The sequence below is a fragment of the Streptomyces sp. NPDC036984 genome (assembly GCF_055607665.1).
Map to the genome: position 1 here is coordinate 117,740 of NZ_JBVJRL010000011.1, position 25,906 is coordinate 143,645.

The 25,906-nt window shown below is 72.6% G+C and carries 25 protein-coding genes and 1 tRNA gene; 12 read left to right on the forward strand and 14 right to left on the reverse strand.

Features of this window, described 5'->3' with window-relative positions; genetic code table 11:
• Positions 1 to 5 precede the first annotated feature (5 nt).
• Positions 6 to 587, reverse strand: a complete 582-nt coding sequence (locus ACZ7DL_RS21340; protein WP_470775934.1) for a TetR/AcrR family transcriptional regulator — start codon at positions 585 to 587, stop codon at positions 6 to 8.
• A gap of 133 nt (positions 588 to 720) precedes the next feature.
• Between ACZ7DL_RS21340 and ACZ7DL_RS21345 the strand changes: the two genes are divergently transcribed.
• Positions 721 to 1,935: an MFS transporter gene (locus tag ACZ7DL_RS21345; RefSeq protein ID WP_470775935.1), complete on the forward strand. Its 1,215-nt coding sequence runs from the start codon at positions 721 to 723 to the stop codon at positions 1,933 to 1,935.
• A 69-nt stretch (positions 1,936 to 2,004) separates the two neighbouring features.
• Here ACZ7DL_RS21345 and ACZ7DL_RS21350 read toward each other — a convergent pair whose 3' ends face one another.
• From ACZ7DL_RS21350 to ACZ7DL_RS21370, 5 genes are all read right to left on the reverse strand, one after another.
• Positions 2,005 to 3,660 carry a long-chain fatty acid--CoA ligase gene (locus ACZ7DL_RS21350; protein WP_470775937.1) on the reverse strand — a complete coding sequence of 552 codons (1,656 nt, stop codon included), beginning with the start codon at positions 3,658 to 3,660 and terminating at the stop codon, positions 2,005 to 2,007.
• A gap of 98 nt (positions 3,661 to 3,758) precedes the next feature.
• Positions 3,759 to 4,352, reverse strand: coding sequence for a SigE family RNA polymerase sigma factor (locus tag ACZ7DL_RS21355; RefSeq protein ID WP_470775939.1), 594 nt, complete (start codon positions 4,350 to 4,352; stop codon positions 3,759 to 3,761).
• Positions 4,353 to 4,684: 332 nt separating this feature from the next.
• On the reverse strand, positions 4,685 to 5,851 hold the full coding sequence (locus ACZ7DL_RS21360; protein WP_470775941.1) for a lipid-transfer protein: 1,167 nt from the start codon (positions 5,849 to 5,851) through the stop codon (positions 4,685 to 4,687).
• Positions 5,848 to 6,246, reverse strand: coding sequence for a MaoC family dehydratase (locus ACZ7DL_RS21365; protein WP_470775943.1), 399 nt, complete (start codon positions 6,244 to 6,246; stop codon positions 5,848 to 5,850). The genes ACZ7DL_RS21360 and ACZ7DL_RS21365 overlap by 4 nt, the downstream gene beginning before the upstream one ends.
• A 1-nt stretch (position 6,247) precedes the next feature.
• Positions 6,248 to 7,168, reverse strand: coding sequence for a bifunctional MaoC family dehydratase N-terminal/OB-fold nucleic acid binding domain-containing protein (locus ACZ7DL_RS21370; RefSeq protein ID WP_470775945.1), 921 nt, complete (start codon positions 7,166 to 7,168; stop codon positions 6,248 to 6,250).
• Positions 7,169 to 7,471: 303 nt separating this feature from the next.
• On the opposite strand from ACZ7DL_RS21370, the gene ACZ7DL_RS21375 reads away from it, so the two are divergent.
• Positions 7,472 to 8,359, forward strand: a complete 888-nt coding sequence (locus tag ACZ7DL_RS21375; protein WP_470775947.1) for a bifunctional DNA primase/polymerase — start codon at positions 7,472 to 7,474, stop codon at positions 8,357 to 8,359.
• 58 nt (positions 8,360 to 8,417) lie between these two features.
• Here ACZ7DL_RS21375 and ACZ7DL_RS21380 read toward each other — a convergent pair whose 3' ends face one another.
• The 3 genes from ACZ7DL_RS21380 to ACZ7DL_RS21390 form a co-directional block, all read right to left on the reverse strand.
• Entirely contained in the window at positions 8,418 to 9,527 is a 1,110-nt protein-coding gene (locus tag ACZ7DL_RS21380) for a hypothetical protein (RefSeq protein ID WP_470775949.1), read from the reverse strand.
• A gap of 217 nt (positions 9,528 to 9,744) precedes the next feature.
• Positions 9,745 to 9,831: transfer RNA gene (locus tag ACZ7DL_RS21385), tRNA-Ser, on the reverse strand.
• A 76-nt stretch (positions 9,832 to 9,907) separates the two neighbouring features.
• Positions 9,908 to 11,389 (reverse strand): S1C family serine protease, encoded by a 1,482-nt coding sequence (locus ACZ7DL_RS21390; RefSeq protein ID WP_470775951.1) that lies wholly within the window; start codon positions 11,387 to 11,389, stop codon positions 9,908 to 9,910.
• Between the two features lie 229 nt (positions 11,390 to 11,618).
• On the opposite strand from ACZ7DL_RS21390, the gene ACZ7DL_RS21395 reads away from it, so the two are divergent.
• From ACZ7DL_RS21395 to ACZ7DL_RS21405, 3 genes are all read left to right on the forward strand, one after another.
• Positions 11,619 to 12,446 (forward strand): glycerophosphodiester phosphodiesterase, encoded by an 828-nt coding sequence (locus ACZ7DL_RS21395; RefSeq protein ID WP_470775953.1) that lies wholly within the window; start codon positions 11,619 to 11,621, stop codon positions 12,444 to 12,446.
• A gap of 218 nt (positions 12,447 to 12,664) precedes the next feature.
• Positions 12,665 to 13,348, forward strand: coding sequence for an ATP-binding protein (locus tag ACZ7DL_RS21400; protein WP_470775955.1), 684 nt, complete (start codon positions 12,665 to 12,667; stop codon positions 13,346 to 13,348).
• A gap of 144 nt (positions 13,349 to 13,492) precedes the next feature.
• On the forward strand, positions 13,493 to 14,455 hold the full coding sequence (locus tag ACZ7DL_RS21405) for a DUF5926 family protein (protein WP_470775957.1): 963 nt from the start codon (positions 13,493 to 13,495) through the stop codon (positions 14,453 to 14,455).
• 262 nt (positions 14,456 to 14,717) lie between these two features.
• Here ACZ7DL_RS21405 and ACZ7DL_RS21410 read toward each other — a convergent pair whose 3' ends face one another.
• Positions 14,718 to 15,293: a hypothetical protein gene (locus ACZ7DL_RS21410; RefSeq protein WP_470775958.1), complete on the reverse strand. Its 576-nt coding sequence runs from the start codon at positions 15,291 to 15,293 to the stop codon at positions 14,718 to 14,720.
• 54 nt (positions 15,294 to 15,347) lie between these two features.
• Positions 15,348 to 16,013: a bifunctional DNA primase/polymerase gene (locus ACZ7DL_RS21415; RefSeq protein WP_470775959.1), complete on the reverse strand. Its 666-nt coding sequence runs from the start codon at positions 16,011 to 16,013 to the stop codon at positions 15,348 to 15,350.
• 612 nt (positions 16,014 to 16,625) lie between these two features.
• On the opposite strand from ACZ7DL_RS21415, the gene ACZ7DL_RS21420 reads away from it, so the two are divergent.
• The 3 genes from ACZ7DL_RS21420 to pdxR all read left to right on the forward strand — a co-directional run bounded on the left by ACZ7DL_RS21420 (position 16,626) and on the right by pdxR (position 21,130).
• On the forward strand, positions 16,626 to 18,026 hold the full coding sequence (locus ACZ7DL_RS21420; protein WP_470775961.1) for a PP2C family protein-serine/threonine phosphatase: 1,401 nt from the start codon (positions 16,626 to 16,628) through the stop codon (positions 18,024 to 18,026).
• Between the two features lie 154 nt (positions 18,027 to 18,180).
• Entirely contained in the window at positions 18,181 to 19,665 is a 1,485-nt protein-coding gene (locus ACZ7DL_RS21425) for an aminopeptidase P family protein (protein ID WP_470775963.1), read from the forward strand.
• A gap of 94 nt (positions 19,666 to 19,759) precedes the next feature.
• Positions 19,760 to 21,130, forward strand: a complete 1,371-nt coding sequence (gene pdxR / locus ACZ7DL_RS21430; RefSeq protein ID WP_470775964.1) for a MocR-like pyridoxine biosynthesis transcription factor PdxR — start codon at positions 19,760 to 19,762, stop codon at positions 21,128 to 21,130.
• Positions 21,131 to 21,135: 5 nt separating this feature from the next.
• On the opposite strand, the gene ACZ7DL_RS21435 is transcribed toward pdxR, so the two are convergent.
• The 3 genes from ACZ7DL_RS21435 to ACZ7DL_RS21445 all read right to left on the reverse strand — a co-directional run bounded on the left by ACZ7DL_RS21435 (position 21,136) and on the right by ACZ7DL_RS21445 (position 22,685).
• Entirely contained in the window at positions 21,136 to 21,489 is a 354-nt protein-coding gene (locus ACZ7DL_RS21435) for a DUF4333 domain-containing protein (protein ID WP_470776137.1), read from the reverse strand.
• Positions 21,490 to 21,648: 159 nt separating this feature from the next.
• Complete coding sequence (locus ACZ7DL_RS21440) at positions 21,649 to 22,212, reverse strand: GNAT family N-acetyltransferase (protein ID WP_470775966.1); 564 nt, start codon at positions 22,210 to 22,212, stop codon at positions 21,649 to 21,651.
• A 29-nt stretch (positions 22,213 to 22,241) separates the two neighbouring features.
• A complete protein-coding gene (locus tag ACZ7DL_RS21445) occupies positions 22,242 to 22,685 on the reverse strand; it encodes an ATP-binding protein (RefSeq protein ID WP_470775967.1) in 444 nt (147 codons plus the stop codon).
• A 186-nt stretch (positions 22,686 to 22,871) separates the two neighbouring features.
• Here ACZ7DL_RS21445 and ACZ7DL_RS21450 point away from each other — a divergent pair, with 186 nt between their 5' ends.
• The 4 genes from ACZ7DL_RS21450 to ACZ7DL_RS21465 all read left to right on the forward strand — a co-directional run bounded on the left by ACZ7DL_RS21450 (position 22,872) and on the right by ACZ7DL_RS21465 (position 25,904).
• Entirely contained in the window at positions 22,872 to 23,735 is an 864-nt protein-coding gene (locus ACZ7DL_RS21450; RefSeq protein WP_470775968.1) for a hypothetical protein, read from the forward strand.
• 183 nt (positions 23,736 to 23,918) lie between these two features.
• Positions 23,919 to 24,677, forward strand: coding sequence for a YcnI family copper-binding membrane protein (locus ACZ7DL_RS21455; protein ID WP_470775969.1), 759 nt, complete (start codon positions 23,919 to 23,921; stop codon positions 24,675 to 24,677).
• Positions 24,678 to 24,780: 103 nt separating this feature from the next.
• The gene (locus ACZ7DL_RS21460; RefSeq protein WP_470775970.1) at positions 24,781 to 25,434 is read left to right on the forward strand and encodes an SCO family protein; all 654 of its coding nucleotides are present in this window, start codon (positions 24,781 to 24,783) and stop codon (positions 25,432 to 25,434) included.
• A complete protein-coding gene (locus ACZ7DL_RS21465) occupies positions 25,431 to 25,904 on the forward strand; it encodes a copper chaperone PCu(A)C (protein WP_470775972.1) in 474 nt (157 codons plus the stop codon). The genes ACZ7DL_RS21460 and ACZ7DL_RS21465 overlap by 4 nt, the downstream gene beginning before the upstream one ends.
• Positions 25,905 to 25,906 lie beyond the last annotated feature (2 nt).

Here is a 25,906-nt window from a genome sequence, read left to right on the forward strand (position 1 = left end):
CGTGGTCAGCACGCGAACAGCCTGCGGGCCGCCTCCTTGATGGAGGCCCGCAGGCGGTCGCGGTCGCTGTGCTCGGGGCCGGCGAGGATGCGCCGCATCTGCGGGACCACGGTCATCCAGTTGGTCAGCGCGGTGAGCAGGATCAGCAGGTCACCGGCAGGGATGGCGTCCGTGATGACCCCACGGGCCTGGCCGTCCTCGATCGCGGTGACCTTGCGGGCGTAGTGGTCCTGGCGGGCCGCCTCGTCGGGCAGCTCGGCGCTGCCGTATTCGATGCCCTCCCAGAAGAGGAGGCGCAGCAGTTCGGGGTGGGCGGCGTGGTAGTCGAGGAGGCGGTCGACCCAGCCGTCGATGTCGTCGGGGTCGACGGGGACCGCCGCCGCGAGGTCGACCATGCAGGTGCCGAGGACCTGGGTGAACAGCTCCGCCTTGTTGCCGAAGTAGGCGTAGATCAGCTGCTTGTTGGCCTTGGCCGCGGAGGCGATGCGGTCGATGCGGGCGCCGGCGATGCCGTGCCGGGCGAACTCGGTGACCGCGGCCTCGAAGATGCGGGCCTTGGTGGCCTCGGGGTCCCTCACTGCTGCCATGCGGACAGGGTAGGGCGCGGGCGGTCGGTAACCAACTGTTTGGTTGACGGGAATGCGGGAACGGTGCACGCTGTTGGAGCAGTTCCAACCAACCGGTTAGTTGTGTGAGTCGGCTCTAAGGAGTGCTCCGCTCATGCCGTCAGCCACCACCACCCGCCAGGCACCCGCAGTCCGGGTCCCCGCCCGCGAGCGGTCCGCCTCCGGCTCCCTCTTCCTCCTGCTCATCGCCGTCTGCACCGCCGTCACGGCCGCCAACATCTACCTCGCGGCCCCGTTGCTCCCGCTGATCGCCGACGACTTCGGCACGGCCCCCTCGGCCGTCGCCTGGATCGCCTCGGTCGCCCAGCTCGGCTACGCGGCCGGCCTGGTCTTCTTCGCACCGCTCGGCGACCGCGTCGACCGGCGCGCGCTCGTCGCCGGTCTCTCCGTGGCCACCACGCTCGCGCTGCTCGTCGCGGCCGTGGCCCCGGGCACCACGGCCCTGGCCGCCGCCGTGTTCGTCGCCGCCGCGGCGACCGTCATACCGCAGCTGCTCGTCCCGCTGGTCGCCGCGCGCGCCCCGGCCGACCGGCGCGCCCGGCATGTCGCGGCCGTCATCGCCGGACTGTTCACCGGCATCGTCGCGGCCCGCGTGCTCGGCGGTCTCGCCGGGCAGGCCCTGGGCTGGCGCTGGGTGTTCGGCGGGTCCGCCGCCTTGACCCTCGTCCTGGGCCTGGCCACCGCCGTGGCCCTGCCGGCCGAGCGGCGCGTACGGCAGGGCGGGCTGTTCTCGGGCCTGGCCGAGCTGCCGGGGCTGCTGCGCCGCTCGCCCGACCTGTGGCGGGCGTGCCTGCGGCAGGCGGGGATGTTCGGCGCCTGGAGCGCCCTGTGGACCTCGCTCGCGCTGCTGCTGACCGGGCCCGCCTACGGCCTGTCCACCGCCACCGCCGGGCTCTTCGGTCTCTTCGGCCTGACCGCCAGCGCGGTGGCGCCGCTGGCCGGCAATCTGGTGGACCGGTTCGGGGCCGCGCGGGTCGTCGGCGCCGCCTATGTGCTGGCCGCCGTCGCCGTACCGCTGTTCTGGCTCGGCGGGCAGCTGCTGCCGGCCCTGTTCGCCGCCGCCATCGCGATCCACGCGGCCCTGGTCGCCTCGCACGTCGCCAACCAGACCCTGGCCCTGACCACGACCTCCGCCCCGGCCACCGCCAACACGGCCTACGTCGTCTCCGGCTTCACCGGCGGCGCCCTCGCCTCCCTGGCCGCCGGCCCCGCCTTCGGCCACTGGGGCTGGGGCGGGGTGTGCGCGGTGGCGGGCATGTGGCTGGCGCTCGGCCGGGGGACCACGGCGGTGCGTGCCGGGCGGCGGTGAGCACGGCGGTGCCGGGCCGGGCGGCGGTGAACACGGCCGCCCGGCCCGGCACCGGCCGGGCCGCCCGCGTCAGAGGCTGGTGACCTTCAGCTCACCCTCCGCGTACTGCCGGCGCAGCACCTTCTTGTCGAACTTGCCCACGCTCGTCTTCGGAACCGACTCGACCACCGTCCAGCGCTCGGGCAGCTGCCACTTGGCGATGCGGCCCTCCTCGGCGAGGAACGTGCGCAGGGTCTCGAAGTCGGTGGTCGCCCCCGGGCGGAGGACCACCGTGGCCAGCGGGCGCTCGCCCCACTTCTCGTCGGGTACGGCGACCACGGCGGCCTCGGCGACGTCCGGGTGGGCCATCAGCGCGTTCTCCAGCTCCACCGAGGAGATCCACTCGCCGCCCGACTTGATGACGTCCTTGGCCCGGTCGGTGAGGGTGAGGAAGCCGTCGGGGGAGATGGTGCCGACGTCGCCCGTCTTCAGCCAGCCGTCCGCGCTGAACTTGTCGGCGGGGCGCAGCGGCTCGGCGTCGGGGCCGTTGTAGTAGGCGCCCGCGATCCAGGGGCCGCGCACCTCCAGCTCGCCGGCCGACTCACCGTCCCAGGGCAGCGGTTCGCCGCCGGGGCCGGTGAGACGGCCCTCGACGCCGGCCGGGAAGCGGCCCTGGGTGATGCGGTAGGCGAACTCCTCGTCGGTGCCGATCGCGTGGGCCGGCGGACGGGCCACCGTGCCCAGCGGGGAGGTCTCCGTCATCCCCCAGGCGTGCCTCACCCGCATGCCGATCCGGTCGAACGCCGCCATCAGCGACGGCGGACAGGCCGCGCCGCCGATCGTGACCTGGCCGAGGAAGGACACGTCCCGGGGGCGCGCGGTGAGCTCGCCGAGCAGGCCCTGCCAGATGGTGGGGACGGCCGCCGCGTGGGAGGGCCGCTCGCGTTCGATCATCTCGGCGAGCGGGGCGGGCTGGAGGAAGCGGTCCGGCATCAGCATGTTGACGCCGGTCATGAAGGTGGCGTGCGGCAGGCCCCAGGCGTTGACGTGGAACTGGGGCACCACGACCAGCGAGGTGTCCTCGTCGGTCAGGCCCATCGACTCGGTCATGTTCACCTGCATGGAGTGCAGGTAGATCGAACGGTGGCTGTACACCACGCCCTTGGGATCGCCGGTGGTGCCGGACGTGTAGCACATCGCGGCGGCCTGGCGTTCGTCCAGCTCGGGCCAGTCGTAGGCGGTGGGGCGGCCCGCGATCAGGTCCTCGTACTCGTGTACCCGTACGCCTGCGTCCGCGAGCGGCGCGCGGTCGCCGGGACCGGTGACGACGACGTGGTCCACGGTCGGCAGCTGGGGCAGCAGCGGCGCGAGCAGGGGGACGAGGGAGCCGTTGACGATGACGACCTTGTCGGCCGCATGGTTGACGATCCACACCAGCTGCTCGGCGGGCAGCCGCAGGTTCAGCGTGTGCAGCACGGCGCCCATGGAGGGGATGGCGAAGTACGCCTCGACGTGCTCGGCGTTGTTCCACATCAGCGTGGCCACCCGGTCGTCGGCGGCCACTCCCAGCTCGTCCCGCAGCGCGTGGGCCAGCTGGGCGCTGCGGATCCCGATCTCGGCGAAGGTGCGCCGGTGGGGCTCGGTCTCCCCGGTCCAGGTGGTCACCCGCGACGAGCCGTGGACCGTCGACCCGTGAGTCAGGATCCTCGAGATCAACAGCGGTACGTCCTGCATCGTGCTCAGCACGGCGTCCTCCCGGGCGACATTGCCTACGCGGTAGTAAGGGCTGCGCAGATTCTGCGCACATACCGCGCGGTATGTCACTAGGGGGAGAGAAAATGTGTCTAGCGAGCCAGCTCCAGCTCGGGGTCCTCGCGCAGTTTGCCGAGCGCCCGAGACACCGCCGACTTCACCGTGCCCACGGACACTCCGAGCACCTCGGCGGTCTGGGCCTCGCTCAGGTCCTCGTAGTACCGCAGCACGACCATCGCCCGCTGGCGCGCCGGCAGCTTCATGACCGCGCGCCACATCGCGTCGTGCAGCGCCTGCCGCTCGGCCGGGTCGTCACCGCCGGACACGGGCTCCGGCTCGGGCAGCTCGTCGCAGGCGAACTCGTCCACTCTGCGCTTGCGCCACTGCGAGGTCCGCGTGTTGAGCAGCGCCCGGCGCACATAGCCGTCGAGCGCCCGCTGGTCCTCGATCCGCTCCCAGGCCACATAGGTCTTGGCGAGCGCGGTCTGGAGCAGATCCTCGGCGTCGCTGGGGTTCGCGGTCAGCGAGCGCGCGGCGCGCAGCAGGACCGGCTGGCGGGCCCGGACGTACGACGCGAACGACGGATAGGCGGGGGTCCCCCCGCTCGGGCGGAGCCGGGAGTGCGGGCGGGTCTGCCGCCCGGGTGCGGCGGCGGCCGAGGCGCTGGTGCAGACGGGTGTGGTCATGCGTCCACGCTAGGAGCGGGGCGCACTGCGGCGGATCGGCCGCAGGTCCCGAAGCGGAGTCCCCCTCAGGTTGTAGGGGTGGGGCTGACTCCACCTCCTGAAGGTGGACTGCGGACCGGCCCCGACTGGGGGGTGACCCTGGTCCGCGGGCGGATCCGGCCTGCTTCGTCCACGGGCCCGGCCTGCTTCGTCCTCGGGTCCGGCCGGGTTGTCCTCGGGTACCGGCTCCGAGGGTACGACCCTGAGAGCGTGAGCCCGAGGGCACGACGCGGAGGGCGTGAGCCCGAGGGTACGGCCCTGAGGGCGCGACCCGGGAGCGCGAGCCCCAGGGGTCAGCCGTCCGCCGTGAGGACCAGCCCCGAGGTCGGCACCCCGGTGCCGGCCGTGACCAGGGCGCCACCCGCCCCCGGTATCTGGTTCACAGCCGTGCCCCGCAGCTGGCGGACCGCCTCCGCGATGCCGTTCATCCCGTGCAGATACGCCTCCCCGAGCTGGCCCCCGTGCGTGTTGAGCGGCAGCCTCCGCTCCGCCACGAAGTCCGCCGCCTCCCCCCGCCCGCAGAAGCCGAACTCCTCCAGCTGCATCAGCACGAACGGCGTGAAGTGGTCGTACAGGATCGCCACGTCGATGGCGTCCGGGCCGAGCCCGGAGGTGCGCCACAGCTGGCGGGCCACCGCGTTCATCTCCGGCAGGCCGGTCAGGTCGTCCCGGTAGAAGCCGGTCATCTGCTCCTGCGCCCGGCCCGCGCCCTGCGCCGCCGCCGCGATCACCACGGGCGGCCGCGGCAGGTCCCGGGCCCGCTCCAGGGAGGTGACGACGACCGCCTGGCCGCCGTCCGTCTCCTGGCAGCAGTCCAGCAGCCGGAGCGGTTCGGCGATCCAGCGGGACGCGGCATGGTCGGCGAGCGTGATCGGGCGGCCGTGGAACCAGGCGGCCGGGTTGGTCGCCGCGTACGCCCGGTCCACCACGGCCACGTGCCCGAACGCCCCGGGCGTCAGGCCGTAGGCGTGCAGATAGCGCTGGGCCGCCATCGCCACCCAGGAGGCCGGGGTGAGCAGCCCGAACGGCAGCACCCAGCCGAGCGCCACCCCCTCCGCCGACGGCTCCCGGTGCTGCACGCCCGCCCCGAACCGGCGGCCCGACCGCTCGTTGAAGGCCCGGTAGCAGACCACCACCTCCGCCACGCCCGTCGCCACGGCGAGCGCCGCCTGCTGGACGGTGGCGCAGGCCGCCCCGCCGCCGTAGTGCACCCGGGAGAAGAAGGACAGCTCGCCCATCCCGCAGGCCTGGGCCACGGTGATCTCCGGGCTGCTGTCCATCGTGAAGGTCACCAGGCCGTCCACGTCCGCGGGGGTGAGCCCCGCGTCGTCGAGCGCGGCCCGCACCGCCTCCACGGCGAGGCGCAGCTCGCTGCGGCCGGAGTCCTTGGAGAACTCGGTGGCGCCGATCCCGGCGATCGCGGCACGGCCGCCGAGCGTGTCGCGGGCGCGCAGGCTCATCGGGAGACCTCCGGGACCGTGACCGTCACCGTGCCCGTCACATGGCGGCCGAGGCCGTTGGCGCCGACGACCCGTACGGTGGCGGTGTCGCCGTCCACCGCCACGATCGAGCCCCTCAGCACCATCGTGTCCCCCGGGTGGTTGGGCGCGCCCAACCGGATGGCGACCTTGCGGAGCACCGCCGTCGGGCCGAAGTGGTCGGTGACGTACCGGCCGACCAGGCCGTTCGTCGTCAGGATGTTCATGAAGATGTCCGGGGCGCCCTTCTGCCGGGCCAGCTCCGGGTCGTGGTGCACGTCCTGGTAGTCGCGGGACGCGATCGCCCCCGCCACGATCAGCGTGCGGGTGACCGGGATCTCCAGCGGGGGCAGCTCGGCGCCGACCGTGCGGTCCATGTCAGCCCTCCCCTTCGACGGCCCGGAAGACGGGAAGGTCCAGCGGGCCCCGCGCCGTCTCGTACCGCCGGAACTCCACCCGCACCGGCAGCCCGATGCGCACCTTGTCGTACGGCACCCCCACCACGTTGCTCACCATCCGCACGCCCTCGGCGAGTTCGATCAGCCCGACCGCGTACGGCGGGTCGAAGGCCGGGAAGGGCGGGTGGTGCAGCACCACGTACGAGTGGACCGTGCCCTCGCCGCTCGCCTCCACCGTGTCCCAGTCCGGGCTCGCGCAGGCGCTGCACCCCGGCAGCCAGGGATGGCGCAGGGTGCCGCAGTCCGTGCAGCACTGGATGAGGAGCCGGTGCGCGGCCACGCCCTGCCAGAAGCCGGCGTTGTCCCGGTTGACCACCGGGCCGGGGCGGGGCGCCCGGGGTTCCGGGGGTGCGGGAGCGTACTTGAGGATGCGGAAGCGGTGGGTGCCCACCGGCTCGCCGGCCACCCGGACGTCCATACGGGTCGTGACGAAGTAGCCCGTGCCCAGCTTCGTCGTCTTGCGCCCGGAGACCTCCTCGATGACCGTGTCGAACACGACCTCGTCGCCCGGCCGCAGCGGCCGCAGGTACTCCTGCTCGCAGTCGGTGGCCACCACGGAGGTGCACCCCGCCTCGTCGAGCAGGCCGAGGAGCTCGTCATAGGCGCCGGTACGGCCCCGGTGTCCGGTCAGGCCGCCCATCGTCCAGACCTGGAGCATGGCGGGCGGGGCGATGGCGTCCGGGCCGGTGTAGGCGGGGTGGGTGTCGCCCAGCGCCTCGCACCAGTGCCGGATCATCGGCGCGTTCACCGGGTCCTTGCCGGTGCCGGCGACGGCGGCCGGCAGTCCCTCGAACCCCTTGAGTCGCGCGCCCAGTTCGTCGTACGCCTGCTGATCGCTCACCGTCACCCCCGGGCTCCGAAGTTTTCTGACTGTCCGTCAGATCTGGTGAGGTGTCAAGGTCGCCCCTCCCGGACCGCCCCGGCCGCGGCGGGGAAACGCCGACGCGGCGGCACCGAAGTGCCGCCGCGGCGACGTGCGGCGACCCTGAACTTCAGCCCAGGGGACGGAGCCGGGGCCGGCTTTCCCCCTCAAGCGGCACAAGGGATGAATCGTTCCGGCAGCGTTCCGGCCAATCTCCGCGCAACCGAGGCGTCGCCGCGGGCCACCCTTCCCTTTTTCGAACGTACGTACGAACATAGAACCATGGCCACCACCGACCGGCAGGCCACGACGCTGGCCCTCGCCCACGCCCTGTCCGCCGCCGAACGCGGTCTGGCCGTCATCCCCCTGTCCCGGACGAAGCTGCCGGCCCTGCGCTCCCCGCACCGCGACAGCCCGCACCACGACAGCCAGTACTCCCCGGGACGGCCCTGCCACGGCGAGTGCGGCCGCTTCGGCCATGGTGTCTACGACGCATCCACCGACCCCGTCCGCGTCCGGGAGCTCTTCGCCGCCGCGCCCTGGGCCACCGGCTACGGCATCGCCTGCGGGCTGCCCCCGTACCACCTGATCGGCGTGGACCTCGACACCAAGTCCGGCACGGACTCCTCGGCCGCCCTGCGCGAGCTGGCCCTGCGCCACCTGTTCACGATCCCGGAGACGGTCGTGGTGCTCACCCCGAGCGGTGGCCGCCACCTGTGGCTGACCGGCCCGCCGGACGTCGTCGTACCGAACTCGGCCGGCCGGCTCGCCCCCGGCATCGACATCCGGGGCGCCGGCGGCTACCTCGTGGGCCCCGGCTCCCGCACCGACCACGGCGTCTACACCGCCGCGCCCGGCACCGCCCGGCTGGCCCCCGCCTCCTGCCCGCCGTCGCTGCTCCGCCTTCTGTTGCCCCCGCCGCGTCCCCACCACCCGGCGTCGCCCGTCCCCGGCGACCACGGCCGCGGTCTCGTCCACTTCGTCCTGACCGCCCATGAGGGCCAGCGCAACACGCGCCTGTTCTGGGCGGCCTGCCGCGCCTACGAGAACGGCATCGGGCCGGCCCTGGCGGCGCCGCTCACCGAGGCGGCCGTCCACACGGGGCTGTCCGAACGCGAGGCGCGCGCGACGATCGCCTCGGCCGCCCGGATGACGGGGCACCGGCCGTGAACACGGCGATGGGGTGAAGGCCGGGAAGCCTTCACCCCATCAGGAGGGAACGGGTGGATCAGAGGGCGCCCTCGGCACCGCCGGCGTCAGCGACACCCTGGTCCACGTCGGCCGGCTGCTCGACGGCCGGAGCCTGCTCCTGCTCCTGCCCCTGCTCGGCCGGCTGCTCGGCGTTCTCCTCAGCCGCCGGCGCCTGGTTCTCGGCCGGCTGCTCGGCGTTCTCCTCGCCCGCCGGGGCCAGGTTCTCGGCCGGCTGCTCGGCGTTCCCCTCGTCAGCCTTCTTGCCCTCGTCGGCCTTCTTCTCCTCGGCCGGCGCCTGGTTCTCGTTCTGCTGCTGGGCGTTCCCCTCGTCGGCCTTCTTGCCCTCGTCGGGCTTCTTGTCGTCCACCGGCGGCTTGTTCGCCTCGTCGGGCTTCTTACCCTCGTCCGGCTTCTTACCCTCGTCGGGCTTCTTGCCCTCGTCCGGCTTCTTGCCCTCGTCGGGCTTCTTGTCGTCCGCCGGCGGCTTGTTCGCCTCGTCGGGCTTCTTGCCCTCGTCGGGCTTCTTGCCCTCGTCCGGCTTCTTGCCCTCGTCCGGCTTCTTGCCCTCGTCCGGCTTCTTACCCTCGTCCGGCTTCTTGCCCTCGTCCGGCTTCTTGCCCTCGTCCGGCTTCTTACCCTCGTCCGGCTTCTTGCCCTCGTCCGGCTTCTTACCCTCGTCCGGCTTCTTGTCCCCGCCAGGCTGCGGCAGGTCCTTCTTGTCCTTGAACTGGTCGCCGTTGTTGATGTTGATATTGCCGATGATGCCGTTATTGATGATGGTGTTGTTCTGAATGAAGAAGTTGACGTTGTTGACGGTCGGAGCGAAGAAGCGCGGCTTGTTGTCCTTCTCGACGAAGAAGGCCTTCTGATGGTGATCCCAGAAGAACTGGTGGTTCTTGAACCAGCAGGAGAACTTCCGGTCCTGGTGGTGCTCCTTGTGCCACTTCTTGTCCGTGCAGAGGTGCTTGTGATGGCCCTTGTGCGTCACGGCTTTGGCCACCGCCGCATCCGGCATCGGCGCCGCCACGGCCGCACCGGCCGGAAGGATCACGGCGCCGCCGACCACCGCGGCCGACGCGGTGAACGTAGCCAGGGCCAGGGCACGCTTGCCACGGAATCCGTCACGCTTGACGATGCTGCGGTTCATGGTTTTCTCCTCGTGAAGTGAGAGGCGCTTTTCACGCCCGGGCCTCGGTTTCCTGTGGGGTGTTTCCGGTGAGGCCCGCACTTCAAGTAGGCCCGAATCGAGCAGCGGGGTCATGCTCCGAGGATTCGGGACTTGACGGAACGCGAAGCGGCGGTTAAAAGAAGTCCGCAGCACAACGGCCCCTGACCATCTCACCTGGTCAGGGGCCGTTCGAAGGCGGTGGGTGTGGGATTTGAACCCACGGTGACATCGCTGCCACGACGGTTTTCAAGACCGTTCCCTTAGGCCGCTCGGGCAACCCACCTCGCTCCCGCCCACCTGGGGTGGAGCGGGTACAGCGTACCGGGCGCGGGGCGGCGCGTGGGGGCATGGCCCCAGGGTCAGCTGTCGCCCACCCGGGAACCCAGGGTCAGTTGCACCGTGTGCTCCTGGCCGCCGCGCTTGTAGGTGATCGTCACCTTGTCGTCCGGCTGGTGGGTCCAGATCTCGCCGATCAGGGTCGGGCCGCTGTCGATCACGTGGTCGTCGAGCTTGGTGATCACGTCACCGGGCTTGAGGCCGGCCTTGTCCGCCGGGCCGCCCGACTCCACCGCGGCGGCGCCGCCCGTGCCCTGGTCAGTGATCTTGGCGCCGTCGGAGGAGTCCTCCAGGGAGACGGACGCGCCGATCCTCGCGTACACCGGCTTGCCGGTCTTGATCAGCTGCTGGGCGACGTACTTGGCCTGGTTGATCGGGATGGCGAAACCCAGGCCGATCGAGCCGGACTGGCCGGTGCCGAAGCCGCCGCTGCCGGTGGACTGGATCGCGGAGTTGATGCCGATGACCGCGCCGGAGGCGTTCAGCAGCGGACCGCCGGAGTTGCCGGGGTTGATGGAGGCGTCGGTCTGGAGGGCGCTCATGTACGACGCCTTGCTGGTGGAGCTGCCGTCGCTGGAGGCCACCGGACGGTTCTTGGCGCTGATGATGCCCGTGGTCACCGTGTTGGACAGGCCGAATGGGGCGCCGATGGCGATGGTCTCGTCGCCGACGGCCACCTTGTCGGAGTCGCCGAGAGCGAGCGGCCTCAGGTCCGACGGGGCGTTCTTGAGCTTGATGACCGCGACGTCGTAGCCCTGGGCGTGACCGACGATCTCGGCGTCGTACTTCTTGCCGCTGGGGAAGGTGGCCGTCAGCTTGCCGCCGTCCACGGCCTCCGCGACGACGTGGTTGTTGGTGACGATGTGGCCCTGGGTGTCGAAGACGAACCCGGTGCCCGTGCCGCCCTCGCCGTTGTTGCTCTCCGCCTCGATGGTGACCGTGCCGGGCAGCGCCTTGGCGGCCACGTTGGCGATCGTCCCGGGCGCGCGCTTGACCTGCGCGGCGCTGCTGTCGGAGGCGGAGACGGTGGTCGAGCCGTGGTCGTCCCGGTCCTTGGCCAGGGTGTAGCCGAGGCCGCCGCCCAGGCCGCCCGCGACCAGCGCGGCCACCAGGACCGCCGCCACCAGGCCGCCGCGCCCGCTGCGCGGCTTCGGGGCGGGCTGCTGGTAGGAGGCGCCCCAGCCGGCGCCCGGGCCGCCGGGGGCGCCGTCGCCGTAGGCCGGGGATGGGGGTCCCCCCTGCTCGAACGGAGTCGAGAGCTTGGGGGACGGCGGCGGGGGCGGCCAGGAGCCGTCGGGGGCCGGGCCGGGCTGGTGGGCCGGGCCCTGGTCGAATGCGGCGGAGGCGGCCGGGGCGGCCGCCGGGGCCTCGTGGGGCACGGGCGGAAGCGGAGCCGTCGGTGCGTTGCCCTCGGGCGCGGGGCCCGGCTGGGCGGGAGAGGCCACCGGCACGGGAGGTGCGGACGGCGCCGGGGGTACCGCGTTGCCCTCGTTCTCGGTGCTCACAGGTCTTCTCCTCGGTCCACGCCTGTTGTCGTCGGTCGCACTGGTATGGAGTCAGCTTTTCCCACGGGCCGTCAGAGCACCATAAGCGGTGGCTGTGGGTCCGGCGGTCCTCTTTATATAGGATCTTCTAGGCAAAAGTTATATAAACCAGCAGGGGGTACCCGCCCGTTCGTCGCCCGGACGCATCCGCGCCGCCACGTGTACCCGGCGACGGTGGCACCATGACGCGGTGACCCACGCACCACAGCACTCGCTCCAGGTCGTCGCCCACCGGGGCGCTTCCGAAGACGCCCCCGAACACACCCTCGCCGCCTACCGGAAGGCGATCGAGGACGGCGCGGACGCCCTGGAGTGCGATGTACGGCTGACCGCGGACGGCCATCTCGTCTGCGTCCACGACCGACGGGTGAACCGTACCTCCAACGGCCGGGGCGCGGTCTCCGCGCTGGAGCTGGCCGATCTCGCGGCCCTCGACTTCGGCTCCTGGAAGACCCGCGAGGCCTGGCGGGGGCGGGACGAGGAGCCCGACTGGGAGCACCGGCCCGAGGACCGCGAGGAGACGTCCGTCCTCACCCTGGAGCGACTGCTGGAGCTGATCGCGGACTCCGGGCGCCGGGTGGAGCTGGCCATCGAGACCAAGCACCCCACGCGCTGGGCGGGCCAGGTCGAGGAGCGGCTGCTGACGCTGCTGAAGCGATTCGGCCTGGACGCGCCGGCCTCCGCCGCCGAGTCGCCGGTCCGGATCATGAGCTTCTCGGCACGCTCGCTGCACCGCGTGCGGACCGCGGCGCCGGCACTGCCCACGGTCTACCTGGTGCAGTTCCTCTCGCCCCGGCTGCGCGACGGGCGGCTGCCTGCGGGCGTGCGGATCGCGGGGCCCTCGATCCGCATCGTGCGCAACAACCCCGGCTACGTGGAGCGGCTGAAGCGGGCCGGTCACCAGGTCCACGTGTGGACCGTCAACGAGCCCGAGGACGTCGATCTCTGCGTCGAGCTGGGCGTCGACGCCATCATCACCAACCGCCCGCGCGCGGTGCTGCGGCAACTCGGCCGCTGAGCCGCCCGGCCCGCGGTACGGCCCACCCCGGCTCAACCGGAGCCGCCCGCCCCGCGGAACGGCACGACCCGAACCGCCCGGACTGCGGACCGTCACACCCCGACACGACCCGAGCCGCCGGCCCGCGGACCGTCAAATCCCGCCATACCGGCCGCTGTCCGGCAGCGTTCGTCACGGGGAGTGCACCGGCGCGTTCGCTGTGTGTGCGGCCGTGTCGAATGCGTCACCGGAAGGGGATTGGCCGGTTTCCGGTACAGGCCAAGGGGGCATCCACACCGTGGCGTGGGGCGAAGGAGGTCTCGGGGGTGGCGTTGGTGGTGGCACAGGAGGTGCCCACGTCGTCGAGCATGGCCGTACCCCATGGCCCTGCGGGCGTGGGGAAGGCACGGCACCGGATGCGGGCGCAGCTACGCAGCGGTGGTGTGGCGGAATCGGTCATCGACGATGCCGTACTGATCCTTTCCGAACTGTTGAGCAATGCCTGCAAACACGGGCGGCCCCTCGGGGACGCGCCGGCCGGGGACGGGGACGTCCGAGCCGCGTGGCGGGTGGACGCGCGCGGGCGGCTCATCGTGGAGGTCACGGACGGTGGTGGCCCGACCCGCCCGGCGCCGGCCACTCCGTCGGTGACCGCGCACGGCGGTCGCGGTCTGAACATCATCACGGCCCTCGCCGACGACTGGGGCGTGCGGGACGACGTCCGGGGCGAGGTGACGGTCTGGGTGGTGGTCCACGAGGACGTCCATGATCCCGATGCCCGGTGTCACCGCGACGCTTTCGCTACGCGCGTCACGCACCCCGGGCTGCCGGAGATGGCGCTCCCGGATCTGACGCCTCCGGGCGTGACGCTGCCGGACCTGGCCGGGCTGGACTTCGCGGACGCGTTCGACGACCTCGACTGAACCCGGACGGCCCGCAGACGTCGTCCCCAGGTTCACACCACCGGCGTCGAGCGCGCGTGCGTTGTCCACAGGTTCCCGTCGGCCATGGTCCGAACGGCTAGGCTCCCGCCGTACGAGAAGCGCCGTAACCGGGAGACACCCACCATGGCCAAAAAGCGACCCCAGACGAAGGCCACGCCGCAGCTGATCGACGGGGAGATCCCGGTTGTCGGCGCTCGCGAACCCTGCCCCTGCGGCAGCGGCCGGCGCTACAAGGCCTGCCACGGCCGGGCCGCCGCGCATGCCGCGACCGAGCTGGTGCACCGCCCCTTCGAGGGCCTGGCCGGCGAGTGCGACTGGGTCGCGCTGCGGGAGCTGGTCCCGGCCGCGACGGTCGAGCTGACCCTCCGAGACGGCCTGCCCGAGGGCGTTCCGTCGGTCACGCTGGCCACGGTGCTGCCGATGGCCTGGCCCGCGCTGCGCCGCGACGACGGCTCGGTCCTGATCGGCCTCCAGAACGACACGGCGTCCGGCGACATCAGCCGCGACCTCGCCGACACGCTGCAGCGGGCGCTGGAGGCGGAGCCCGGCACCCCCGTGCAGGGCCGCCGCGCCCCCGCCGACGGTCCGCGGCTCCAGGACCTGCTCGACCCGCAGGCCGCCTTCGAGCCGGTCGTGCACAGCGGCTTCGAGTTCTGGGTGCCGGACGCGGAGAACGCGAGCCCGGAGGTGGCCGCCTCCCTGGAGCGGGCCAACGCCGCCGCCATCCCCACCGTGAAGCTGGCCGGTGTGGACGCCGCCTACTGGTGCGAGACCCCGGAGAAGAACCACCTGCGCTGGGTCATGCCGCATCCGGAGGAGCAGCTTCTGGACGCTCTGGCGCGGCTGCACGCGGCGGGCCGCTCCAGCCTTGGCGAGGGCACCCGGCTCGTGGGCTCCTTCCGTGCTCACGGCCTCATCGTGCCGGTCTGGGACCTGCCGAGCGGGGTCGGCGCCGAGGACGTGGAGAAGCCGGCCGCCGACTTCGCCGAGCGCCTCGCCGCCGCCCTCGCCGTCCGCGAGCCGCTCACCCCGGACGAGCGCCGGGCGCGCGGCGGACTGACCAACCGGCAGGTCACGCTCAGCTGACGGCGCCGCGCGCGTGGGTCGCGGCTGACCGACCGTTCAGCCGTGGCCCCGGGTCGCGTGGCGGGTGACTCCTGTCACAACTTCCGGCTCGGTCAGGGAAATCGGTGTCCGAATAGCCCAGACGGAATTTGCTAACCGCCGATCTCTTGTTACCGTTCCAGTAGCCCGGTTGCTGGTGCATCCCCCGTCGCCAGCAACCGGGCCTTTCCATGTCCGCTCCCGGTGTACAACACGGCGCGGAGCGTCAACTCCCTTTGAGTTCTCAGGAATTGCTGCCCGAGCGGAGCAGCAACGCTCGGTCCGCGCCGCGCTCGGCGAACTCGGTGACGGCCGTGTAGGCGTCCGGTCGGCCCCGGCTGTGCTCGCGGGGGGTCTCGCAGGTGGCGGGCTCGTCGTCGGCGCCGGTGGCACAGCGCATCTGCACGGCCCGGCCGCCCGGCCCCATCAGGCTCAGCACGGAGTCCAGCGACTCGCCGGTGGCGTTGCGGTAGTAGGTGCGCGCCCAGGTGTCCTCGCCCTGCGTCAGCACACAGGTCTGCGCCTCGATGCCGTCGGGCGAGGTGACCTCCGGGCCGCAGCGGGCGGCGGTGGCGAGACCGATGCCGAGCAGGAACGGGGAGCGCCGGGCGGCGTCCGGGGCGGCCTTGGCGTCACCACGGGGAGCGCCCGGTGCGGCGGCCCGGCCGGCGTCGCCCACCTGCCCCGCGGACGCCACGGCCAGTGGCAGCGCGACCACGGCCGCGACGACGCCCGCGAGGGCGAGCAGACGGAGCCTTCGGGCATCCCGTCCGCCGCAGAGCCGCCGGGGGGCACGGTGACCGCCGGAATGACGCAACATGTGCGGAAGATAACGAGTGAACGGGCCCGCCCACCCCGTCCGCGCCCGACACCCTTACAACTCGGGCGCGCTCACACCCGTACGAGTGAGGGCGTCGACCACGGCGTCCACCACGGCCTCCACGTCGGGCACCCAGGGCGAGGCCGAGCCGGCCAGCGGGGCGCGCTCCCAGCGGACGGCGCCCTGGCCGGTCTCGGACGGCGGCAGGGCGATATAGCCGCCCTCACCGTGGAAGCGCAGGGAGCCGGGGACGAAGTCCTTGGCGTAGAGCAGTTCGCCCAGCTGCTCCATGGAGTACGGCTTCACCAGCAGCGCCCAGCGGGCCGACGAGGCGATCACCGGACCGAGCCGCATGCCGCGCCGGTCGAGCAGGGCGAGCGCACGGGAGGCGGCCAGCGCCGGCAGGCTGACCGCGCAGGGCGCCGTGCCTCCGGTGGCCAGGACGATCGGTGCGGTCGGCCGGTTGGTCCACCACCAGCGCACCATGCGCGCATCGGTGGTGGCCGCGAGCAGGCCGGGGTCGAAGGGGTGCGCACCGGGCACCGTGCACTCCGGGTCGGCGCAGGAGCAGCGAGCCCGCCCCCGCGGGTCCGGGGCCACACCCGGGAGCACCGGCCACTGCCATTCCGTCGCGAAGGTCAGGGCCGCGCCGATCAGCTCGGGCCTCCCGCCGTTCCGCCTGGACAGAAGCCTGCGTCGCCTTCCGAGGATCTCGCGCATGAGCGCTCGTTCCTTTCCGTTGCACCGCTGGCAACACCGTGGGCTACATCACACCATGTGTCGATCACTTCACTGTGCGTACCTAATGGCGCATCACACCCCTGCGTACGGCATGGGGAACCCCAAGGGGTCGAGCGTTGGCCGCGTCCGCGTCCATAGTGCGTCTATCAGAAGCATGGCTGCGGTGCGGGGGTGGCGAAGTCTGGCGTTTTGCCGTCGCGCGTGGTTCTCTCCGCCTCCGCCACGGGAGGATGGGGCTCGGCCGTCGGTGGTTATGACGCCCGGGTCCGTCGCCAGGTTCCGGGTGGCCCCCAACCACCCCTGGCCTTCTCCGAGTACGTACCCATCACGACCGCTGTGACGCTCCGTCGAGCAAGGCCAGTCGACCGCAATGAACCGTTACCTAAGGCAGTTTTGAGCCAACTTGGCAGTAAGGCAAGGGGTTCGGGAAAAACCCTCTTCCGCCCCATGGACACCAGGAATCCCCGCAGGACAATGCTGGACATCCCCTCACGAGTGCGTGTACATGTGGAGACACTGCTGGCGACGCAGAATCACATGGGGGTTTGCGATGCTTCTGAGCAATACGCGCCGGTCTGAAGGCCGGGCGCCATGAACGCCCCGCACCCTCCGAAAGTGGCCGGAATCGATCCCACCGTTCCCACTCCCGCACACACTGTCGCGCCCTCCCCTCCCGCCCCCGGCACCGTCCCCTCCCCGGACACGGCCCCGCTCCCCGCCCCCCACGCGCCCGCCCCCGGCACCGTCCTCCAGGACCGGCTGGCCGGCTGGGTCTCCGATCTCACGACCCTCCACGAACTCACCGAGCGCCTGTCCCGCACCAGCGCGCTGGACCCCGCCCTGCACGAGCTGCTGCGCGCCGGCGCCGCCCTGGTCGGCGCCCGCCGCGGCCTGGTCGTCCTGGAGCCCGGCGACGGCCTCGGCCCCCGCACCACCGTCGGCCTCGGCCTCGGCCGCGCCGACCTCGGCCACATCGAGACCGTGCCGCGCGGCGCCCTGCCGTACGACACTCTCGGCGGCGCCGAGATCGTCCACCCCGACCTGCTCGCCGAGGACGGCCTCGACCCGCGCCACCGCGAGGTGGCCGCCCGCCTCGGCTACGCCGCCAGCTACGCCCTGCCCCTCGCCGGCGAGTCCGCGGGCCGGCTGGGCGCCGCCGTCTGGCTCTACGACGAACCGGCCGAGCCGGACGAGCGCCGGCGCCACCTCGCCGGCCTGTACGTACGGCACGCCACCGAGCACCTCGCCCGGCTGCTGGAAGTGGAACGCACGCGCGCGTGCGTGGCGACCATCACCGAGGAACTGCTGCCCTCCCGGCTGCCCCGGGTGGCCGGCGTCCAGCTCGCCGCCCGGCACCGCACGGGCGCGCGCGGCGGCGGCGACTGGTACGACGCCCTGCCCCTCCCGGACGCCGCCCTGGGCCTCTCCGTCGGCTCGGTCACCGGCTCCGGGCCGAGCGCGGTGGCCGCCATGGGCCGGCTGCGGGCTTCCCTGCGCGCGTACGCCGTCATGGAGGGCGAGGACCCGGTAGCCGTCCTGTCCGACCTGGAGCTGCTGCTGCGGCTGACCGAGCCCGCCCGCTCGGCCACCGCCCTGTTCGCCTACTGCGAGCCCGCCCTGCGCAAGGTCACGCTGGCCGGTGCCGGGCACAGCCCGCCGCTGCTGATCGGCGAGCGGCGCACCGAGTTCGCCGAGACCTCCGTCTCCGCGCCGCTCGGCATGCTCGCCTGCTGGGAGGCGCCCAGCGTGGAGATCCAGGCCGAGGCCGGGGATACGGTCCTGCTCTACACGGACGGGCTGCTGCACCGTACCGGCGACCCGATGGACCGCGCCTTCGCCCGGCTGCACGCCGCCGCCGCGGGCCTGCCGCGCGCGGTCCGGCAGGATCCGGGGGCCGTCGCCGACCACGTCCTGTGCGCGGTCCTGCCGGACGGCCTGGACACGGCCGACAGCGAGGAGGACGTGGTCCTGCTGGCGGCACGCTTCGACTGAGCACCGGCGCGACCGGCCGGCATGACCGGGCATAACAGGTCATCCGGCCCCGCCCGCTCCCGGTACGACCGTACGATGATGGAGGTCCCCGCTCGGCCACAAGCAGGAGCGCGCGGGCCCCGGGGGAGATCAATGGCGTATCGAGGAGGATCACGTGTCCGACGAGCTCAACCCGGCTGTGCCCGACTCCGCTACCGCGGAGGGCCCGGAGACCGAGGCCGAGGAGACCGTCAAGCAGCGGAAGAACGGCCTGTACCCGGGTGTCTCCGACGAGCTGGCCGAGAACATGAAGTCCGGCTGGGCCGACACGGAGCTGCGTGACCTGGAGCCGATCGAGCAGGCCGGGCACACCGCGCGCCGCCGTGCCGCGCTCTCCGCCCGCTTCCCGGGCGAGCGCCTGGTCATCCCGGCGGGCAACCTGAAGACCCGCTCGAACGACACCGAGTACCCCTTCCGCGCCTCCGTCGAGTACGCGTACCTCACCGGCAACCAGACCGAGGACGGCGTCCTGGTCCTGGAGCCGAAAGACGACGGCCACGAGGCGACGATCTACCTGCTGCCGCGTTCGGACCGTGAGAACGGCGAGTTCTGGCTCTCCGGCCAGGGCGAGCTGTGGGTCGGCCGCCGCCACTCCCTCGCCGAGTCCGAGGCGCTCTACGGCATCCCGGCCGCCGATGTGCGCGAGCTGGCCGACCAGCTGCGCGAGGCCACCGGCCCGGTCCGCGTGGTGCGCGGCTACGACGCCGGCATCGAGGCGGCCCTGACCGACAAGGTCACCGCCGAGCGCGACGAGGAGCTGCGCGTCTTCCTCTCCGAGGCCCGCCTGGTCAAGGACGAGTTCGAGATCGGCGAGCTCCAGAAGGCCGTCGACTCGACCGTGCGCGGCTTCGAGGACGTGGTGAAGGTCCTCGACAAGGCCGAGGCCACCTCCGAGCGCTACATCGAGGGCACGTTCTTCCTCCGCGCGCGCGTGGAGGGCAATGACGTCGGCTACGGCTCCATCTGCGCGGCCGGCCCGCACGCCTGCACCCTGCACTGGGTCCGCAACGACGGCCCGGTCCGCTCCGGCGACCTGCTCCTGCTGGACGCGGGCGTCGAGACGCACACCCTGTACACCGCCGACGTCACGCGCACGCTGCCGATCAACGGCACGTACAGCGAGATCCAGAAGAAGATCTACGACGCCGTGTACGAGGCCCAGGAGGCCGGTATCGCGGCCGTCAAGCCCGGCGCCAAGTACCGCGACTTCCACGACGCCGCCCAGCGCGTGCTCGCCGCGAAGCTCGTCGAGTGGGGCCTGGTCGAGGGCCCGGTCGAGCGCGTCCTGGAGCTGGGCCTCCAGCGCCGCTGGACCCTGCACGGCACCGGTCACATGCTCGGCATGGACGTCCACGACTGCGCGGCCGCGCGGACCGAGACGTACGTGGACGGCACGCTGGAGCCGGGCATGGTCCTCACCGTCGAGCCCGGCCTGTACTTCCAGGCCGACGACCTGACCGTGCCGGAGGAGTACCGGGGCATCGGCGTCCGGATCGAGGACGACATCCTCGTCACGGAGGACGGCAACCGTAACCTCTCCGAGGGTCTGCCGCGCCGGTCCGACGAGGTCGAGGCGTGGATGGCGTCGCTGAAGGGCTGACGTCAGACTGAGTGGCCGGGTACCGGGAAGGTGCCCGGCCATCGGCGTGTCCGTACACGCGCGAAGGCTTCACGTGCCTAGGGGGAGGGTGTTCGTGGACGACTTCTGGTCCGGTGTCGGGGTGGACCTGCATCTCGAACCGGCTTCGGCGGAGGGCCGCCGGGTGGGGCTGGAACGGGCCCTCAGGGACGCCGTGCGGGACGGGCGGCTCGCCCCCGGCACCCGGCTGCCCGCCACCCGGCGCCTCGCGGCCGACCTCGGCGTCTCGCGCGGCACCGCGAAGGCGGCGTACGACCAGCTGGTCGCCGAGGGCTATCTGACGGCCCGGCAGGGCTCGGGCACCCGGGTCGCCGAGCTGCCGGCCGTACCGGCGGACGAGCCCGGCACAGCCGCACACGCGCGTGCGCCGCGTTTCGATCTGCGTCCCGGCAGCCCGGACGTCGGCGCGTTCCCGGCGGCGGCCTGGCTGCGCGCGCTTCGCCGCGCCATCGCTACGGCCCCCTCGCTGGCGTACGACTACGGCGACCCGCGCGGCCGGATCGAACTGCGCACCGCGCTCTCCGGCTATCTGGGCCGGGCCCGCGGGGTGCTGGCGCCACCGGAGCGGATCGTCGTCACCTCCGGGTACGTGCAGGGCCTCGCCCTGCTCACCCGGGTCCTGGACGGCGCCGCCGTCGCCATGGAGGACCCGGGGCTGCCCTTCCACCGGGAGGTGGTCCGGCACAACGGCGGGACGGTGCTGCCGGTCCGGGTCGACGCCCGCGGGGTGGGTCCGGAGGAACTGGGCGCGGCGGCGGCCGTGGTGGTCACGCCGGCCCACCAGTACCCGACCGGGGTGACCCTGCACCCCGAGCGGCGCCGGGCGCTCACCGACTGGGCTCGCACGCGGGGCCGGCTCATCGTCGAGGACGACTACGACGGCGAGTTCCGCTACGACCGGCAGCCGGTCGGCGCGCTCCAGGGCATGGCACCGGGCCACGTCGTCTACCTGGGCACCGCCTCCAAGACGCTCGGGCCCGCGCTGCGCCTCGGCTGGATGGTGCTGCCGCCGCACCTGGTCGACGCGGTCGCCGAGGCCAAGCTGCACAGCGACCACCACACCGAGACCATCGGCCAGCTCGCGCTCGCCGAGCTGATCCAGAGTCATGCCTACGACCGCCACGTACGCGCGTGCCGGCTGCGTTACCGGCGGCGCCGGGACCAGCTGCTGGACCGGCTGGGGGCGCGGCGGAGCGTGCGCGGGATCGCGGCCGGGCTGCACGCGCTGATCGACGTGCCGGACGAGGCCGAGGTCCTGGCCCGCGCGGAGGCGGAGGGCCTGGCACTCGGCACCCTCGGCGAGCACTGGCACACCCCGGCCCCGGACCGGCCCCAGGGCCTGGTCGTCGGCTACGGCACACCCCGGGAGCGGGCGTACCCGGAGGCGCTGGAGGTACTGGCGAAGGTGCTGGACACGAGCGGCTGAGCCGGTCAGTGCGCGGCCGGCGAAGCCTTGTCGTCGGCCTTGATGCCGAAGTCGATCCGGCCGTCGTGGACCGAGGACACCGTGACCGTCACCCCCAGCGTGCTGCCGTCGTCGGCGGTGAGCGTGCACCGGGTGGTGGTGCCGACCTTGCCGGCGAGGTCCTCGGGGCAGCTGACCCGCGGCTTGGGCTGCCCCGTGGTGGCGGCGAGCTTCTCGGCGACGGTGTCGGCCAGCTTGTCCGCCGACAGCTCGGGCGTGGACTTCCCGACCTCCACCGAGGCGGAGCAGCCGACGAGCAGCATGCCGGCGGCCACGGCCGTGAGCACCGGCAGCGCCGAGGACATCCGGGTGGTGGGCATGCGGGTGTGGGGCACAGGGGACTCCGGTCGAGCTGGGCATGACAAGGAAGACGCGAAGCCTACTCGGCGCCGCTCCTGCGGATTCCCGCCGGTCCCCTCCGGCCTCGGGTTCCCCGCCCCACCCGCCCATCGTCTTCACCGCCGGCGGGAAACCCGCCCTCACCCGGCCGGATCGCGCTCGTGCAGGATCCGCTGGAAGAGACGGCAGTCCCGCCAGGCGCCGTCGATGTGCAGGTACTTCGGGGCCATGCCGATCGGTTCGAACCCGCACTTGCGCAGCACGCGCTGCGATCCGGTGTTGTCCGGCAGCGTGGACGCCTCGATCCGGTGCAGTCCGGCCGCGTCCCGCGCGATCGCGCACATCCGCGCCACGGCGGCGCTGGCCAGCCCGCGGTTCTGCTGGTCGGCGGCGACCCAGTAACCGAGGTGGGAACTGCAGAAGGGCCCGTGAGAGATCCCCGTCAGGGTGATGGTGCCGACGATCCGGCCGTCCGCCGCCCGCAGGACACAGGGCACCGCCGTCCCCTCGGCGAACTGCCGCACCATCCCGGTGATCCGCTCCCGTTGCCCGCCGGGGGTGAAGAAGGAGTCCGGTCTGCGTGGCTCCCACGGTGCGAGGTGTGCGCGGTTGTCGGTGTAGGCCGCGGCCAGCGCCTCCGCGTCGGAGGGCGCGAGGAGCCGCAGCGTCACGCCGGCCGCCACTTCCACGCTGTCGATCTGCATGCGCTCACTATGCCGTCCGCGGGCGGGCCCTAGGCGGTGAGCAGAGAAGGATCCTTCTTCCACTTGAGGATCTTGTCGAAGCTGACCACCGTGCCGCCCCGGCCGGGCTTGGCCCCGATGTGGACGTGGTCGGCGAGTTCCCGGATCAGGCAGAGGCCGCGGCCGTGCTCGGCGTCCGGGCGGGCGGGCCGCAGATCCTGGGTGCGGGTGAAGCCGGGACCGGAATCGGCCACTTCGATACGGCACTTCTCGCCGTCGAGATACGCGGTCACCCGGTAGGCCTCGGAGCCACCGGGCGCGGTGTCCCCGCCGTGCTCGACGGCGTTCGCGCACGCCTCGCTCAGCGCGACGGACAGGTCGTACGAGATCTCCGGATCGACCCCCGCCGTCTCCATCGTGCCGATCAGCAGCCGCCGGGCGAGGGGCACGCTCGCGGCGTCGCGCCGCAGATGGAGGGACCACCAGATGCTCATGCTCCAGCCTCCTGGCCGCGGCTCGACATACCGTTACGTATTGCCGCGCGTAGGCGGCCGTAAGCACTCCGTCGGCGTGACGCCGCCCATACAGCCGATGTGCGGGGGGAGGAATCGGTGTATGAGGGACGGCTCAGGCGACCTGCCGTGGGCCGTCGGTGCGGGCAGTGCGATGATGAGGCCGCCATGACTGCCCCCCACCCGCGCACGGCGCGCCCCGGAGCCGGGCTCCGGATTCTGCGGGCCGCGGTGTTCGCCGCGGTCTGTGTCGCGCTGGCCGCGTGCGGGCACACCCTGGCCTCCTGCACGGGCGTGCCGCTGTGGACGCTGGGCGCGGGCTTCCTCGGCGCGCTGCTGCTCGCGGCACCGCTCACCGGGCGCGCCCGCTCGCTGCCGGGCATCGCCGCGCTCCTCGCCCTCGGCCAGACCGTGCTGCACACGCTGTTCGGGCTGGGTCAGCACGGGGCCGCGACGGCCTCGGGCGGGATGGCGATGGGGGCGATGACCAGCACCGGGACCGCCGGGTCCCCGGGCGCCGCGCTCAGCGACGGCGCGCTGGTCGAGCAGGCCACCCGGCTCCTGTGCGGGTCGACTCCGGCGGCGCTCACTCCGGGGCACGCCTTCCGGCTGCTGCTCGACGCGCGTCTCATCGACCGCTCCGGCCGGCCGACGGCCGCCCTGGGCATCCTGCACCACGCGCACGACGCCACCGGCGCCTCGGCCGGTCTGCTGCCCTCGCTGCCGATGCTGCTCGGCCATGTGCTCGCGGCCGTCGCCGCCGGCTGGCTGCTGCGCCGCGGGGACCTGGCCGTGCTGCGGCTGATCGAGCTGTCGGCGCAAGGAGTCGCGGAGGGGGCGCTCGTACGGTCCCTGCGCGCTGCGCTCGCGCTGACGCGCGCCCTGTGCGCCGGTCTGCTTCCAGCGACCGGCCCGGGCTCGCTCGGCCGCCGTACCGACCGGGACGAGGCACCGGCCCCGGACACCGCCCTCCTCCAGCACACGCTGATCCGGCGCGGCCCGCCCGCAGCCGGCTTCGCTCTCGCCGCCTGACGCGACGCGACCGCCGACTCCGCCTACCGGTGGAGAGGGGCCGCCGTCGCGCGGCACGCGCGCGTGCGCAGCCCGCCGGATCGCATCCCACCGGGTCCCGGCCGGCCGCTCACCGAGTGGCACGGCCACGCGTACGCGTACCTCTCCTCATCACCGGAACTCTCAGAGTGGAGTACTCCTGCCATGCAGGCTTCTCGTATCGCCCCGCGCCGTGTCGCCGCCCGTGTCGCCGCCGCCGCTGCCGCCGCGGGTACGGCCGTCCTGGCGCTGTCCGTCCCCGCCTTCGCGCACGTCAGCGTGCAGCCGGAGGGCTCCGCGGCCAAGGGCGGTTACGCGGTCGTGGACTTCAAGGTCCCGAACGAGCGCGACAACGCGTCGACCACCAAGATCGAGGTGAACCTCCCGGCGGACCACCCGATCGCCTCGGTGATGCCGCAGCCGGTCCCGGGCTGGAAGGTCGCCGTCACCAAGTCCAAGCTCGACAAGCCGCTGACCATGCACGGCGAGAAGATCGACGAGGCCGTCACCAAGGTCACCTGGACCGCCGACGGCAAGGGCATCGAGCCCGGCTACTTCCAGAAGTTCCCGCTCTCGCTCGGCGCCCTGCCCGAGAACGCCGACCAGCTGGTCTTCAAGGCGATCCAGACGTACTCCAACAAGGAGGTAGTGCGCTGGATCGAGGTGCCGCAGGAGGGCCAGGAGGAGCCGGAGAACCCGGCCCCGGTCCTGGAGCTGTCGGCCGCGAGCGACGACCACCACGGCTCGGCGGCCGCGGCGGACACCGCCGACAAGAGCGAGAAGACCGAGAAGACGGCCGCCGCCGAGGACTCCGGCAGCGGCAGTGACACCACTGCGCGCGTGCTCGGCGTGGTCGGCATCGTCATCGGAATCGCGGGCGTGGCCTACGGCGTCCTCGCGGGCCGCCGCCGGACCACCGCCTGAGCACTTCGTTCGTAGCGCGTACCGGGCGTCGTACGACGCCGCGGGACGACACGTCGTACGACCCCGGTACGCGCCGCAGGTCACACATCTGGGACATTTTTCTATGCGCAAGAAGACGTTCGCCGCGGCCGCGCTGCTCGCCGCCGCCACCCTGACCCTGTCCGCATGCGGTTCCGGGGACGACGACACGTCGCCGGTCTCCGCGGTCTCCGGAGGGTCCGACGCGAGCAAGGCCGCCACCGTCCTCGACCAGCCGTTCGAGAAGCCGGACCTGGTCCTCACCGACACCCACGGCAAGAAGTACGACCTCCGCAAGGAGACCAAGGGCCACCCGACCCTGGTCTACTTCGGCTACACGCACTGCCCCGACATCTGCCCGACGACGATGAGCAACATCGCCGTCGCCAAGAAGGCGCTGCCCAAGGCCGAGCAGAACGACCTCCGGGTCGTGTTCGTCACCACCGACCCCGGCCGCGACACCCCGGCCGAGCTGGGCAAGTGGCTCAAGGGCATCGACCCCCAGTTCATCGGCCTGACCGGCGACTTCGCCAAGATCCAGGCCGGCGCCCGGTCCGTCGGCATCTCCGTGGAGCCGACGACGAAGGACAAGAACGGCAAGCCCGTCTCGGTGCACGGCACCCAGGTCGTCGCCTTCTCCCCGAAGACCGACGCCGGTTACGTCCTCTACCGCGAGAGCGCCACGGTCGACGACTACACCAACGGCCTGCCCAAGCTCGTCAAGGGGGCCAACCCGTGAGGCGCAGTGCCGTCCTGTCCGCGGGCGTGCTCGCCGGTGCCCTCGCCCTCGCGGGCTGCTCGGGGTCCGATTCGGGGTCCGGCTCCGGGTCCGGCAAGGCCGAGCTGTCCGTCAGCGCCCCCTACATGCCTCAGCCCGTCTCCGCCGACATGGCGGCCGGCTTCCTGACGATCATCAACAAGGGCGGCACCGGCGACGAGCTGACCTCGGTCACCAGTGACGTCGCCGGCCAGGTCACCATGCACAGCACCGTCGCCGGTGCCATGGCGGAGAAGTCCTCCTTCGCCATACCGGGCCACGGGCGGCTCGTGTTCCGAAGCGGTGGCAGCCATCTGATGTTCGAGCAGCTGAAGCGCGCGCCGAAGCAGGGCCAGACGGTCACCGTGAAGCTCACGTTCGCCAAGTCCGGGCCTGTCACCGTCGAGATGCCGGTGAAGTCCGCGACGTACAACCCGTCGACCGGCCACTGAGG

Excerpts from the sequence above, each read along its gene's own strand:
- ACZ7DL_RS21340 (WP_470775934.1), bottom strand. The coding sequence starts at position 587 with ATGGCAGCAGTGAGGGACCCCGAGGCCACCAAGGCCCGCATCTTCGAG.
- ACZ7DL_RS21345 (WP_470775935.1), top strand. The coding sequence starts at position 721 with ATGCCGTCAGCCACCACCACCCGCCAGGCACCCGCAGTCCGGGTCCCC.
- ACZ7DL_RS21355 (WP_470775939.1), bottom strand. The coding sequence starts at position 4,352 with ATGACCACACCCGTCTGCACCAGCGCCTCGGCCGCCGCCGCACCCGGG.
- ACZ7DL_RS21360 (WP_470775941.1), bottom strand. The coding sequence starts at position 5,851 with ATGAGCCTGCGCGCCCGCGACACGCTCGGCGGCCGTGCCGCGATCGCC.
- ACZ7DL_RS21365 (WP_470775943.1), bottom strand. The coding sequence starts at position 6,246 with ATGGACCGCACGGTCGGCGCCGAGCTGCCCCCGCTGGAGATCCCGGTC.
- ACZ7DL_RS21375 (WP_470775947.1), top strand. The coding sequence starts at position 7,472 with ATGGCCACCACCGACCGGCAGGCCACGACGCTGGCCCTCGCCCACGCC.
- ACZ7DL_RS21380 (WP_470775949.1), bottom strand. The coding sequence starts at position 9,527 with ATGAACCGCAGCATCGTCAAGCGTGACGGATTCCGTGGCAAGCGTGCC.
- ACZ7DL_RS21400 (WP_470775955.1), top strand. The coding sequence starts at position 12,665 with ATGCGTCACCGGAAGGGGATTGGCCGGTTTCCGGTACAGGCCAAGGGG.
- ACZ7DL_RS21405 (WP_470775957.1), top strand. The coding sequence starts at position 13,493 with ATGGCCAAAAAGCGACCCCAGACGAAGGCCACGCCGCAGCTGATCGAC.
- ACZ7DL_RS21410 (WP_470775958.1), bottom strand. The coding sequence starts at position 15,293 with ATGTTGCGTCATTCCGGCGGTCACCGTGCCCCCCGGCGGCTCTGCGGC.
- ACZ7DL_RS21415 (WP_470775959.1), bottom strand. The coding sequence starts at position 16,013 with ATGCGCGAGATCCTCGGAAGGCGACGCAGGCTTCTGTCCAGGCGGAAC.
- ACZ7DL_RS21420 (WP_470775961.1), top strand. The coding sequence starts at position 16,626 with ATGAACGCCCCGCACCCTCCGAAAGTGGCCGGAATCGATCCCACCGTT.
- ACZ7DL_RS21435 (WP_470776137.1), bottom strand. The coding sequence starts at position 21,489 with ATGCCCACCACCCGGATGTCCTCGGCGCTGCCGGTGCTCACGGCCGTG.
- ACZ7DL_RS21440 (WP_470775966.1), bottom strand. The coding sequence starts at position 22,212 with ATGCAGATCGACAGCGTGGAAGTGGCGGCCGGCGTGACGCTGCGGCTC.
- ACZ7DL_RS21445 (WP_470775967.1), bottom strand. The coding sequence starts at position 22,685 with ATGAGCATCTGGTGGTCCCTCCATCTGCGGCGCGACGCCGCGAGCGTG.
- ACZ7DL_RS21450 (WP_470775968.1), top strand. The coding sequence starts at position 22,872 with ATGACTGCCCCCCACCCGCGCACGGCGCGCCCCGGAGCCGGGCTCCGG.
- ACZ7DL_RS21455 (WP_470775969.1), top strand. The coding sequence starts at position 23,919 with ATGCAGGCTTCTCGTATCGCCCCGCGCCGTGTCGCCGCCCGTGTCGCC.
- ACZ7DL_RS21460 (WP_470775970.1), top strand. The coding sequence starts at position 24,781 with ATGCGCAAGAAGACGTTCGCCGCGGCCGCGCTGCTCGCCGCCGCCACC.